The sequence below is a fragment of the Salmonella sp. 741265050_HSA genome (genome assembly GCF_046569445.1).
GTDB lineage: Bacteria > Pseudomonadota > Gammaproteobacteria > Enterobacterales > Enterobacteriaceae > Salmonella > Salmonella enterica.
Genome location: NZ_JBKFSV010000018.1, coordinates 15,614 through 29,067, shown reverse-complemented (window position 1 = coordinate 29,067; position 13,454 = coordinate 15,614). Strand labels below are relative to the sequence as shown.

Below are 13,454 nucleotides of genomic sequence, written 5' to 3'. Positions count from 1 at the left end.
ATACGAAGCGCTATCCGATTGCTGACGAAACATTATGGCGTGATGCTTTTTACATTCTCAACCCGGACATCCATCCGGGGGTAAGGAATATTGATGCCGTTTTCATCCATTGCTTCCTTGATATTTTCCAGAAGATCGTAGTAAGTACTCCAGTACTGAGCGTTGGGCACCCATACGCGAACATAGAAATTCAGGCTAGAGGGCGCAAGTTCGCCCAGGCGGACCGTAATATCGCGGGTTTTATCAATGCGATGATCTTGTTCAATAATACGATGTATCACGCTTTTTACGTCAGCAATACGGCTTTGGTAATCCACGCCAATAATCAGATCAATACGTCGATAGGGGTGTCGTGAATAGTTGATGATATTATCAGCAATAATTTTACCATTCGGGATGACAACTTCTTTGCTATCCGCAGTGAGCAGAGTGGTGGAGAAAATATGGACCTTTTCTACTGTGCCGATAACCAGGCCAATTTGTACAATTTCCCCGGCGCGGAAAGGGCGCAGGGAGACAAGCAGTACGCCTGCGGCAAAGTTGGAAAGTGACCCTTGCAACGCCAGGCCAATGGCTAAACCCGCCGCGCCGATAACGGCAATAATTGAGGAGGTTTCTATACCGACACGGCCAAGAGCGGCTACTGTCGTGAAAGCTATCGTGATGTAGCGAACCAGCGCGGAGAAAAAGTGGACAATAGTGGCATCCACTTGCCGCCTGAGAAGTAATTTTTCCAGCCCCCTCGATAGTAAGCGAGCTATTAACTTACCGATGAAAAGTAGAATGATGGCGGCAACAACATTCCAGCCAAAATGAATTACCGAGTCACTGTGCTCGGCCATCCATTTGATCGCGCCTTTAATTTTTGGAAATAACTCAAAACCTTCCATGTTTATCCTCTGTCAGCAGTATCCGCGGTATTAGCGGTAATAAAACGGTTCATTTTTGCCTGGATAATCGCCGCGCCGACGGGTGGCAGCAGTAACGCCCAGAATAGTGTCCAGCCGGTTCGTATTCCGCCATCTTCGTTTTTATTCGCCAGCAGAAGAGCGCGGATTTCATCGCTAAGCGTCAGACACAATATGGCTGTGCCAAACGGCATAATGGCTGACAGCCATCCCGCGCCACATGCGGTCATGAGTCGGGGCGAAGGCGCCACAAATTGCATTTCCCGGTGAATTCTGAAGAACCAATAAATAATATAAAATGGAATGAAAAAGGCCAATAATGCGACGACAACGGGTTCTGCGCACTCAGGTCGCTGGGTTGATGAGAACCTTTTGGGCGGTGCAATATAGAAAAGTTCTTTTTTGAGCGGTAATAGTAGCAAAAATGCGATAACCGCTAAAGTAATCGCGATTATTCCTATATAAGGAATTGAGTATATAAATATAGACAGACAGCTAGCGATGATAAATTTGAACAGTAAGCAGAGGCTAAATAAAATAACAAATGTCTGTGTACTGCCGATAGCGCTGAAAAGCAGCATGGGGACTAACAGCGTTATGATCCCCATACCCAGATTAATTAAAAACTGCGCTATGATAAGCCTGACTACGTCAGACGGGCCATTTATGCAGAAGGAACAGACCACGCCAATGATTAACAGAAGCGCAACAAAGTAGAAGGGGTAACAATTTTTTATACGGCAGACAAACCAGCTGGCAACCATACCCAGGAGGTATCCCAGTTGGCCGCAAACGAGAATAACACCAATACGATCGGCTGGAATGGACAGTGATTTACTCCAAAAATAAACACCATACGACGATCCCAGCGAACTGATAAAAGAGAGCACCAAAAAGAAAAAAGTGATCCCCCAGAATCGATAGCTACTCAGGAGATCGGCGCAGGTCCATTTTTTATCTGACATTGACGGTAAAGTAATTTCCATATTTATCCCTTGTTTTCCATAGAAAATAAGAATGTATAGAACTATTTAAATTGATAATAAATATTGATTATGTGAATAACGTTTATAGCCGATTTTAACTTAAAACGAAGGGCCATTTTATCAAATGGTTCTATTCTTTTTCAGCGTATAAAAGCAGGATGTGAGGTGATTAAATCTGTAGCGCCTTCTGAATGATAATCTGTGATTTTTTATGCGTGGCATTACATCATTGGGTTAAATGTGATTCCATTGTGAGTTATATTTTTCCGTCAGCAAATACAGAATTTGCGTGACGCGTTTGGCGGAATAGTGGGCGCTTTGCTGGAATTCAGGTTGTTGCCATAGCCAGGTAACAAAGCGGCGACTGGCCGCCAGATTAACGGCGACACCTTGTTCTAAGTGGGAACCAGTTAACGAACAGACCATTTTGCGGTTGTGACCTTGCCCCCAGAGTTGCCACTGATTTTGCCACCATCCCTGCCATGTTTTGCCTAACAGTTGCCACTCTGCGCGGCAATCGTCATCGTTTATCTCTTCCTCAACGAACCACAGCGAGGAGAGACGCTGGCGAAACCGCTCCGCCCATGCCGTAATGACCGCGCCGCGCAAAAAACACTCATGGGCAATGATGTGTGTCGTGACATCAGGAAAGCGGTTTTTCAGCACCCGAAAATGACCATGCGCCGTAATGACCGGGCGAAGTATTGTCCCTTGAGCGTTCCGTTTAAGCGCCGCCGAGCCATACTGAATCTCATCGAACTGGCTGCGCTGTAAAAATTGCCGTTCTTTAATGGCGATACGGTGAATAATATCGCCATCCTCACCCTCGGGCGGCGCAATTCCTTTCCAGTGGTAATGCAAACTCTTTCCGGCAGAAAGTAACGTGAAATTGCTGGAAAGGTGAAGAACATTGCCGCGAACAGCGTCAAAACTGAATAAAAAGTACAATTGTTGGAAGGCATTCGCTCCCTGAAACGGTACGAGCAGCGGAATACTGCAAATCTGTTCCGGCGTTTCGGCGACATTCAGCGCGTGCTTTTTTGGCGTCCAGACTTTCTTACAGTACTGGCACTGAAGTCGCTGCGTTCCGCCGGGATTACGTCCATAGCGAATCCATGTTTTTTGATAGCAGTCGGGACAAAAGTGACCATGCTCTTTGGCATATTGCGCGATATAAGCAGACGCCCAGCGGCGAAATTCCACCTCGTTGAAGAGCGGCGGATAACTGCCGCAGGCTCGACAATGCAATGCCGGATAACCCAGGCGATAGTCCGGCCACACATAATCCGGCGAGTCAGGCAGCCCAAGATTGCGACAACCAGCGCTTTTGCAGGCATTAATGGTGAACAGAGGCGGCATACATTTTACCAACGATTTTGGCAGGTCGTTGATTCTGCCTTCATAAAACGGTACGCGGGTGTGAGGACTCTCACATAAAAAAACCTTTCAGAACGTAACGTAGCGAATCTTTATATGACTGAAAGGGACTTATTTATGAAAGTAAAACTGCTTGCTGCCGGTATTTTGTTCACGCTGCCGTTCTGGGCCTGCGCCAAAGATGTCACCATTATTTACACCAACGATCTACACGCCCATGTGGAGCCTTATAAAGTGCCGTGGATTGCTGACGGTAAACGCGATATTGGCGGTTGGGCCAATATCACCACGCTGGTGAAGCAGGAAAAAGCCAAAAATAAGGCGACGTGGTTTTTTGATGCCGGAGATTACTTTACCGGACCGTATATCAGCAGCCTGACGAAGGGTAAAGCGATTATCGATATTTTGAATACCATGCAGTATGACGCTGCCACTATCGGTAATCATGAGTTCGATCATGGCTGGGACAATACATTGTTGCAACTGAGCCGGGCAAAATTCCCTATCGTGCAGGGCAATATTTTTTATGAGGACAGCAGTAAATCCTTCTGGGATAAGCCGTACACCATTGTTGAAAAAGATGGCGTCAAGATTGGCGTAATCGGCTTACACGGTGTCTTTGCTTTTAATGATACGGTTTCTGCCGCGACGCGCGTGGGCATTGAGGCACGCGATGAAATTAAGTGGCTGCAACGTTACATTGATGAACTTAAAGGTAAAGTCGATCTGACCGTCGCGCTGATCCACGAAGGCACCCCGGCCCGCCAGTCCAGCATGGGGAATACCGATGTGCGACGCGCGCTGGATAAAGATATTCAGACCGCAAGTCAGGTAAAAGGGCTGGATATTTTGATTACCGGCCACGCGCATGTCGGTACGCCAGAACCGATTAAAGTCGGTAATACGCTGATCCTCTCAACGGACAGCGGCGGCATTGATGTCGGTAAACTGGTGCTGGATTACAAAGAGAAACCACACCACTTTACGGTGAAGAACTTCGAGCTGAAGACCATTTTTGCTGATGAGTGGAAGCCCGATCCGCAAACGAAACAGGTGATCGACGGCTGGAATAAAAAGCTCGATAAAGTCGTGCAGCAGACGGTGGCGCAATCGCCGGTTGAGCTGACCCGCGCGTATGGCGAATCGTCGTCGCTGGGGAATCTGGCGGCGGATGCGCTGCTTTTTACGGCGGGGAAAGACACCCAGTTAGCGCTTACTAACTCTGGCGGTATCCGCAACGAAATCCCGGCTGGCGCGGTGACGATGGGGGCGGTAATCAGTACCTTCCCGTTCCCTAATGAACTGGTCACGATGGATTTAACCGGTAAACAATTGCGCAGCCTGATGGAGCATGGCGCTGGCTTAAGCAACGGCGTATTGCAGGTGTCTAAAGGGCTGGAGATGAAGTATGACAGCAGCAAACCTGTCGGCCAGCGGGTTACCGTGCTGACGCTCAATGGCAAGCCGATTGACGATGCTACGGTTTATCACATCGCTACCAACAGCTTCCTTGCCGACGGCGGCGATGGTTTTGCGGCATTCACGGAAGGCCAGGCGCGGAATACCTCCGGCGGCTACTATGTGTCGAATGCGATAGTCGATTACTTTAAGGCGGGCAACACCATCACGGATGAGCAGCTCAAAGGAATGCGCGTTGCGGATGTGAAGAAGTAATTTCCCCTGCCGCGGCGCGTTCAGTGCCGCGGCGTGACATGAAGAAAATTCATCTTTGCTGAATATTCCTCATTCTTTGGCGTAATTTTTCAGTTGACGTCCTTCTGCTTTTCCGTCATTTTTACATCTGGACGTCTAAACGGATAGATGTTTACAACACAACAAATAATAACATGCGATTGATGAGGTAAGGTATGAGCTTTTTTCACGCCAACCAGCGGGAAGCCCTGAATCAGAGCCTGGCGGAAGTACAGGGTCAGATTAACGTTTCGTTTGAATTTTTCCCGCCGCGCACCAGTGAAATGGAGCAAACCCTGTGGAACTCCATCGATCGCCTGAGCAGTCTGAAACCGAAGTTTGTTTCGGTAACGTATGGCGCCAACTCCGGGGAGCGCGACCGCACTCATAGCGTTATTAAAGGCATTAAAGAGCGTACTGGGCTTGAGGCCGCGCCGCACCTTACCTGTATTGACGCCACCCGCGATGAACTGCGCACCATCGCCCGCGACTACTGGAATAACGGTATCCGCCACATTGTCGCTTTGCGCGGTGATTTGCCGCCGGGCAGCGGTAAGCCGGAGATGTACGCCGCCGATCTGGTTGGTTTGCTCAAAGAGGTGGCCGATTTCGATATTTCAGTAGCGGCCTATCCGGAGGTACATCCGGAAGCGAAAAGCGCGCAGGCCGATCTGCTTAATCTGAAGCGTAAAGTGGATGCTGGCGCTAACCGCGCGATAACCCAATTTTTCTTCGATGTGGAAAGCTACCTGCGTTTTCGCGACCGCTGTGTTTCTGCCGGTATCGACGTAGAGATTATTCCCGGCATTTTACCGGTGTCTAACTTTAAACAGGCGAAAAAATTTGCCGATATGACCAATGTCCGCATTCCGTCCTGGATGTCACTGATGTTTGAGGGGCTGGATAATGACGCAGAAACCCGCAAGCTGGTGGGCGCTAACATTGCGATGGACATGGTGAAAATTTTAAGTCGCGAAGGAGTAAAGGATTTCCACTTCTACACGTTGAATCGTGCGGAAATGAGTTATGCCATTTGCCACACGCTGGGCGTAAGACCGGGTTTATAACCTCCAGCTCCCTGCCGGGAGCTTTATTACACCTCATATTGATCTACATCTCTGTAACTAAAAATATAAAAGGTATTAGCTATCGAATCTGTGGATTAATTCAACTATATCTATTTGCTCCTGGTGTATATCGTAACGGTAACACTTTAAAAGGGAGCTGAGATATGAGCACGACCGACGATACCCATAACACGTTATCCACTGGAAAATGTCCTTTCCATCAGGGGGGGCATGACCGAAGCGCAGGCGCAGGGACTGCCAGCCGCGACTGGTGGCCGAACCAGCTTCGCGTGGATCTTTTGAATCAACATTCCAACCGTTCTAACCCGCTGGGTGAAGACTTTGACTACCGCAAAGAGTTTAGCAAGTTAGACTACTCCGCCCTGAAAGGGGATCTCAAGGCGCTGCTGACCGATTCACAACCGTGGTGGCCCGCCGACTGGGGCAGCTATGTCGGTTTGTTTATTCGTATGGCCTGGCATGGCGCTGGCACCTACCGTTCTATTGATGGTCGTGGCGGCGCGGGTCGTGGTCAACAGCGTTTTGCGCCGCTTAACTCCTGGCCGGATAACGTCAGCCTGGATAAGGCGCGTCGTTTGTTGTGGCCGATTAAGCAGAAATATGGCCAGAAAATTTCCTGGGCTGACCTGTTTATTCTGGCGGGTAACGTGGCGCTGGAAAACTCCGGCTTCCGTACCTTCGGTTTTGGCGCCGGGCGTGAAGATGTCTGGGAACCGGATCTGGATGTGAACTGGGGCGATGAAAAAGCCTGGTTGACTCATCGACACCCTGAAGCGCTGGCAAAAGCGCCGCTGGGCGCGACCGAGATGGGCCTTATCTACGTTAACCCGGAAGGGCCGGATCACAGCGGCGAACCACTTTCTGCCGCCGCCGCTATTCGCGCTACCTTTGGCAATATGGGGATGAACGACGAAGAAACCGTGGCGTTGATCGCTGGCGGGCATACCCTTGGTAAAACCCACGGCGCGGCAGCGGCATCCCATGTAGGGGCCGATCCGGAAGCCGCGCCGATTGAAGCGCAGGGCTTAGGTTGGGCCAGCAGCTATGGTAGCGGCGTTGGCGCGGATGCTATCACCTCCGGGCTGGAAGTGGTCTGGACGCAGACGCCGACCCAGTGGAGCAACTATTTCTTCGAGAACCTGTTCAAATATGAGTGGGTACAAACCCGTAGTCCGGCTGGCGCTATCCAGTTTGAAGCGGTAGACGCGCCGGACATCATCCCGGACCCGTTCGATCCGTCGAAAAAACGTAAGCCAACCATGCTGGTCACCGACCTGACGCTGCGTTTTGATCCGGAGTTCGAGAAGATTTCCCGTCGTTTCCTTAACGATCCGCAGGCCTTTAATGAAGCCTTTGCTCGTGCCTGGTTCAAACTGACGCACAGAGATATGGGACCAAAAGCGCGTTACATCGGACCGGAAGTGCCGAAAGAAGATCTGATCTGGCAGGACCCGTTGCCGCAACCGCTCTACCAGCCAACGCAGGAAGACATTATCAACCTGAAAGCGGCGATCGCTGCATCCGGGCTTTCTATTAGCGAGATGGTTTCGGTTGCCTGGGCATCCGCGTCTACTTTCCGCGGCGGCGATAAGCGTGGCGGCGCTAACGGCGCACGTCTGGCATTAGCGCCTCAGCGCGACTGGGATGTCAACGCCGTTGCGGCTCGCGTTCTGCCGGTATTAGAAGAGATCCAGAAAACGACGAATAAAGCCTCGCTGGCCGATATTATTGTGCTGGCGGGCGTGGTCGGTATCGAGCAGGCGGCCGCTGCTGCGGGTGTCAGCATCAGCGTACCTTTTGCGCCGGGCCGGGTGGATGCGCGTCAGGATCAGACCGACATCGAGATGTTCTCGCTGCTTGAACCGATTGCCGATGGATTCCGTAACTATCGTGCGCGTCTGGATGTGTCGACGACCGAATCGCTGTTGATTGATAAAGCGCAGCAGTTAACGTTGACCGCGCCGGAAATGACGGTACTGGTTGGCGGGATGCGTGTGCTGGGAACCAACTTTGACGGCAGCCAGAACGGTGTCTTTACCGACAGACCGGGCGTGCTCAGCACAGACTTCTTCGCTAATCTGCTGGATATGCGTTACGAGTGGAAGCCCACCGACGACGCTAATGAGCTGTTCGAAGGCCGGGATCGTCTGACTGGCGAGGTAAAATACACGGCAACCCGCGCCGATCTGGTGTTTGGTTCCAACTCCGTACTGCGCGCGCTGGCGGAAGTTTACGCGTGTAGCGATGCGCACGAGAAGTTTGTGAAGGACTTCGTCGCGGCATGGGTGAAAGTGATGAACCTGGACCGTTTCGATCTGTTGTAAATCTTATGCCGGATGACGCTAACGCTTATCCGGCCTACCGTCTCATATGCCCACCGGGCAAAAAAATCCCCGCGCAATTGCGGGGATTTTTCATTGCAAGCAGACCTTATTCCCATTCCTGCAAGAAGCGTTGACCGTACTGGTCGGCGACCAGCAGCGCGGCGTACACTTCATCCGGCGTTGCGCCGCCAGGCATGTTATGAATAGTTTCACCTTCTGCGCAGGAGGCTTCCGCGACGGTGCGCATTTTTGCCGGAATATCCTGTTTAATATCCAGTTGCGCCAGCGTAATCGGCAGGCCAACGGAATGGCACAGCGCCGCAACGGTTTCGATTTCTTCGACCGGCGCGTTTTCCAGCACCAGTTGCGTCAGCGTACCGAAAGCGACCTTCTCACCGTGATAATAGTGGTGCGCATCCGGAATCGCCGTTAAACCGTTATGAATCGCGTGCGCTGCGGCCAGACCGCCGCTTTCAAAACCGACCCCGCTCAGGTAGGTGTTGGCTTCGATGACGCGTTCCAGCGCTGGCGTGACGACGTGCTGTTCGGCGGCCAACATGGCTTTTTCGCCTTCTTCGATCAGCGTGTTATAGCATAGCTCCGCCAGCGCCAGCGCGGCCTGTGTACACTTACCGCCCGCCATTGTGGTGGCGCCGCTGCGTGAGCAGGCGCGCGCTTCAAACCAGGTCGCCAGCGCATCGCCGATACCGGCTGCCAGCAGACGCGCCGGCGCGCCCGCCACTATCTGCGTATCGACAATGACCATATTCGGGTTATGCGGCAGCAACAGATAACGGTCAAACTCACCGGCATCGGTATAAATAACCGAGAGCGCGCTGCACGGTGCGTCGGTAGAGGCGATGGTCGGCGCGATAGCGACCGGGACGTTCATAAAATGCGCCAGCGCTTTGGCGGTATCCAGCGTTTTACCGCCGCCGATACCCAGTACGGCGCCACACTGACTTTTCTCGGCGACGGCGCGCAGCCTGTCGATCTCATTTTGCGAACATTCGCCGCCAAACGGGGCGATTTCTACTGACAAACCGGCACCCGTCAGGCTTTTGCGCAGCGTCTCTTCGGCAAATCCCAGCACGAATTTATCGCCCACAACCAGCCAGTTGTTCGCCATTGGTTTTAAATAATCGCCAAGACGCGCGATGACGTTTGCACCCTGAATATACTTACCTGGTGACTGAATAATGCGATCCATACATTTCTCTCCTACAGGTTCAGATTACCAAAAGCGTTTTTCCAGTCTTGCTCAAACTTCTCTATTGCTGACTCTACCGCAGGCGTATTGAGCATTTGTTGCGCTACATCTAAAGGAAGGGTAATCGCCTGGCAACCTGCCAGTAAGCAATCCAGCGCCTGCCGCGGTGTTTTAAAGCTGGCCGCCAGCACCATGCTGTCGGGCGCGTGATGTTCCAGTAGCGTTTGCAGCTCCTGAACCATACGAATGCCATCGCCGCCCTGCGCATCAACGCGGTTGACGTAGGGAGCGACATATTTTGCGCCCGCCAGCGCCGCCAGCAGGCCCTGCGACGCGCTGTAGACGGCGGTGCCCAGCGTCACGATGCCTTCTTTTTTCAGCAATTTAATCGCTGCAAGACCTTCGGCGGTCACCGGAATTTTCACCACAATGCCGGGGATGGCGTTATTCAGTCGTTTGGCTTCTTCCACCATCCCTTTCGCGTCGCGGCTCATGGTCTGCGCAAATAAAGTGCCTTCTTCGCCGATGGCGTTTTGCAGCCTGGGCAGCACATCCCAGATAGATTCTTTGCTGGCTGCCACAATGCTTGGATTGGTGGTGACGCCGGCAATCGGGAAAATGCGCGCCAGACGTTCAACTTCCGCCACGTTAGCGGTATCCAGATAGAGTTCCATAGTCTTTCTCTTCGTGAGTTTTCGTTATGGACAGGATAAAGGAGCGTGCCCCGGATGCGCTATGTGACAAATCTGCCAAAAACTGGACAAATGTGATGCTCTTGGTAAAGTGTGATTTACTTCACAAGTTGGTGATGGTTAACGTATAACGTGCTGTTGTATGCCATGTGGGGGAGTGAGGTTTTTGCATTGATATTACAATAATCCAGTAAATGCGCGTTTTATCTACTGTATTCTCTTTACTGGCGTGTGGATTATTTTTCCGTTAGCTGGCTGTGATACTGGCGGCGATACTCCGACGGCGAGCGTTCCGTATTTTTGCGAAACAGGCGGCAGAAATAGTTACTGTCGACAAAGCCGCAGCGGTGCGCCACCTCTTTCACTTTCAGGTCATAACCCTTCAGCAACGTTTTGGCGTGTTCCAGCCGCGTATGGTTCAGGTATTCGTTAAAGCCGATGGCCCCCGTTTTCTGGAACAGGTGCGAGAGGTAATTTGGCGAGATATAGAACGCCTGTGCTACCGATTCGCGCGTCAACGGCGCGGCGTAGCGTTCATCAATATACTCCCGAATGGCTTCAAAAAGCGCGCGGCTGCGGGAGGCGGTCTGGATTTGGCTGCCGAGCAGATCGCGGCAATGGCTTAGTAGGCTGGCGACAATCAATCTGGCCGTTTGCTGCTCTTGCGGCTGCATCTGCATCTCATTAAGCGTTTGTAACAGGAAAGAGCCGATACGCGGGCCGCGGCGCGCAACGTGCTGTTTCGTGAGGTTTTGATGCTGCTGACCGTCCCAGTGGACCACGCTGAAACCTAACTGCTGTTTGCCAAACAGAATGCTCAGGGTGGTGACGGGCGTTTGCCACTGCGGGATGTTCCAGCCGCCAGCCGGAACGTAGAGAACATCGCAAGGAATGAGCGGGGCGGTAATGCTCATATCAGTAAGCTCGCCCTCCAGCACAATCTCCAGCCGCGGAAAATCCACCTGGTACGCCAGTTCCGGCGCTGGGCCGCTGGCGCTGGCAAAATAAATCTGGCGCAGCGGCAGCGGGCCGTTGATGAGACGGGAGAGAAGGTGGCTGACGTCGTGATACATGATAATCCCCTGCCGATCGCAAACAGAGGAAACAGTAACGTCGAAAACCGATGTCCTCAAGCGATTATTGCCGGATGGCGGCGCTTTGCGCCTTATCCGGACTACGGGAGAGAAGAACGCCAGGCCCGATAAGCGTTAGCGTTATCGGGCAACATACAGGCTATTGATTACCGACCTGATCGCCATACGGCAACGTATCATAATCAATCAGCGCGTTTTTCTTATACGGGTTGCCAATCCAGCGCGTGGTCTCTTTGAACTGCGGGTTGGTGATGGAACGCGTCGGGTCGTAACCATCATAGGTCAGGCCCGCTAAGTCCGACCAGGTATGGATAAGCTCGGAACTGCTGTACTTACGATCGACATCCTGTGAGAAGTCGCGCGGATGCGCCGCCTGCCATTTCTCTGAGGTCCACAGCAGGAACGGCACCGTATACATATGACGGGTTGGCGAATCTTCGTTTCGTCCCTGCGTCTTATGCGGCGGCGTGTCATACACTTCTTCACCGTGATCGGAGAAGTAGAGCAGGAAACCGTTCGGATCGGTCGCTTTATAGTCCTTAATCAGGCTGGCGACAACATAGTCGTTATACAGGTTCGCGTTGTCGTAATCATTATACGATTCCAGCTCGTCACTGCTTAATCCCGGCGGAACATGGTCAGTTTTACCATCAAACTTGCCCTGGTTTTCTGGATAGCGGAACTTGTATTTAATGTGCGTTCCCAGCAGATGCACAATAATGAGTTTTTTCGGCGCCGGGTCGGCTAACACCGCTTTAAACGGCGCCAGCACGTTGCTGTCATATTCGCGTGCGCTTTGAGTGCGCTGCTGGTTCATATAGAACTGCTTATCAGTCTGCTTAGAGAACACGGTCAGCATGGTATTACGCGCCGTCATCGTCTGCTGGTTAGTGATCCAGAAGGTTTTATACCCGGCCTGTTTCATCATATTCATCAGCGATGGCTTCGTCAGATACCAGTCCGGGTTCTTTTCGTCCGCGAACGTTAGCGCCTGTTGCAGAATCTCAATGGTGTACGGTCGCGAAGTTACCACGTTATTAAACACGGTCAGCCCGGGGTCGGTTTTATGCAGCGCGTCCAGTTCCGGCGTGGTTTCGCGCGGATAACCGTACAGGCTCATACGGCCACGCTGGGTCGATTCGCCAATCACCAGTACCAGCGTGCGCGGCGCATCGCCGGAGTGGTCTTTGAAGTTAGCCAGCGGCGGCAGGGCATCGTTTTCATTCAGCAGTTTATTCAGCGAGGCGAGCTGTAAACGGTACTGATAGTAGCCAGTAATAAATTGCCACGGCGCGGCGGGCTCCATTCGTGATGCCAGGCTATCCAGCGTTTTCTCCATCGACTTATGCTTGATAAAGGTATTCATCGCGATGGGATGGAGGATCAGCCCGTACAGCAGGGCAAACGACACCAGATAGCGCCAGGGGGATGGAATATAAACAGGGCGCAGACGTGTCCACAGCAGAATCGCCGCTACCGTATAAGCCAGCGCGACAAGAACAATTTTCAGACTGAAATATTGGCTTAAATATTCGCTGGCTTCATTGGCGTTGGTTTCAAACATCACAAACAGCACGCTTTGCGAGAACTCCTGCCCGTAGATTACGTAATAGCTCAGTGCCGCCAGCGAGGCGGCCCAAAGTACGACGCCAATAACGGCAGCAATAACCCGGATGCGGCCTGGAAACAGAAAGACCGGGATCAGCCACAGTGAGCTGTACAGTAGCGAATCCCGCAGACCGTTTGTCCCACTGTATCCGGTGAGATAAATAATGGCCTGCAGGAGGGTGGAAAAGAACCAAAAGTAGAGCAGTGCCCAGCCCAGGGCTTTCCAGCTAAACGCGGGTTTAGTCTGGAGTAATGTGGATTGCATAATGAGAGCCTGTCTTTAATCGTAGCGCCAAACGTAACGCCTGAACCTTAAAAGAATCTGAAGCAAACCTGCTTTATGCCGCACGTTTTGCTAAGAAAGATTTACAAATGCATAAAATGCAGACAGGAATATATTGAAAAAATGACGAGGATGACAGCAGTATTTCATGCCGCCCCCACATAACTGCGTGAGGGCGGCTTTCTTTTGGCG

10 protein-coding genes are annotated in these 13,454 nt (G+C 51.9%); 3 read left to right on the top strand and 7 right to left on the bottom strand.

Features of this window, described 5'->3' with window-relative positions:
- Positions 1-32: 32 nt before the first annotated feature.
- The 3 genes from mscS to ACLD4F_RS19850 all read right to left on the bottom strand — a co-directional run bounded on the left by mscS (position 33) and on the right by ACLD4F_RS19850 (position 3,253).
- Positions 33-890 carry a small-conductance mechanosensitive channel MscS gene (mscS, locus tag ACLD4F_RS19860; RefSeq protein WP_000398255.1) on the bottom strand — a complete coding sequence of 286 codons (858 nt, stop codon included), beginning with the start codon at positions 888-890 and terminating at the stop codon, positions 33-35.
- Positions 891-892: 2 nt separating this feature from the next.
- Positions 893-1,894, bottom strand: a complete 1,002-nt coding sequence (locus tag ACLD4F_RS19855; RefSeq protein WP_411011002.1) for a hypothetical protein — start codon at positions 1,892-1,894, stop codon at positions 893-895.
- Between the two features lie 234 nt (positions 1,895-2,128).
- On the bottom strand, positions 2,129-3,253 hold the full coding sequence (locus ACLD4F_RS19850) for a cytoplasmic protein (RefSeq protein WP_080213047.1): 1,125 nt from the start codon (positions 3,251-3,253) through the stop codon (positions 2,129-2,131).
- A gap of 135 nt (positions 3,254-3,388) precedes the next feature.
- Between ACLD4F_RS19850 and ACLD4F_RS19845 the strand changes: the two genes are divergently transcribed.
- The 3 genes from ACLD4F_RS19845 (at position 3,389) to katG (ending at position 8,375) form a co-directional block, all read left to right on the top strand.
- Complete coding sequence (locus ACLD4F_RS19845) at positions 3,389-4,945, top strand: bifunctional metallophosphatase/5'-nucleotidase (protein ID WP_000865252.1); 1,557 nt, start codon at positions 3,389-3,391, stop codon at positions 4,943-4,945.
- A gap of 194 nt (positions 4,946-5,139) precedes the next feature.
- Positions 5,140-6,030, top strand: coding sequence for a methylenetetrahydrofolate reductase (metF, locus tag ACLD4F_RS19840; RefSeq protein WP_000007508.1), 891 nt, complete (start codon positions 5,140-5,142; stop codon positions 6,028-6,030).
- A gap of 164 nt (positions 6,031-6,194) precedes the next feature.
- Complete coding sequence (gene katG, locus ACLD4F_RS19835) at positions 6,195-8,375, top strand: catalase/peroxidase HPI (RefSeq protein ID WP_000108102.1); 2,181 nt, start codon at positions 6,195-6,197, stop codon at positions 8,373-8,375.
- Between the two features lie 106 nt (positions 8,376-8,481).
- Here katG and ACLD4F_RS19830 read toward each other — a convergent pair whose 3' ends face one another.
- The 4 genes from ACLD4F_RS19830 to ACLD4F_RS19815 form a co-directional block, all read right to left on the bottom strand.
- On the bottom strand, positions 8,482-9,585 hold the full coding sequence (locus ACLD4F_RS19830; protein ID WP_000374041.1) for a glycerol dehydrogenase: 1,104 nt from the start codon (positions 9,583-9,585) through the stop codon (positions 8,482-8,484).
- 11 nt (positions 9,586-9,596) lie between these two features.
- Positions 9,597-10,259: a fructose-6-phosphate aldolase gene (fsa, locus tag ACLD4F_RS19825; RefSeq protein WP_000424866.1), complete on the bottom strand. Its 663-nt coding sequence runs from the start codon at positions 10,257-10,259 to the stop codon at positions 9,597-9,599.
- Positions 10,260-10,513: 254 nt separating this feature from the next.
- Positions 10,514-11,350, bottom strand: coding sequence for a helix-turn-helix transcriptional regulator (locus tag ACLD4F_RS19820; protein ID WP_000274595.1), 837 nt, complete (start codon positions 11,348-11,350; stop codon positions 10,514-10,516).
- Positions 11,351-11,510: 160 nt separating this feature from the next.
- Positions 11,511-13,244: a phosphoethanolamine transferase CptA gene (locus ACLD4F_RS19815; protein ID WP_080210228.1), complete on the bottom strand. Its 1,734-nt coding sequence runs from the start codon at positions 13,242-13,244 to the stop codon at positions 11,511-11,513.
- Positions 13,245-13,454 lie beyond the last annotated feature (210 nt).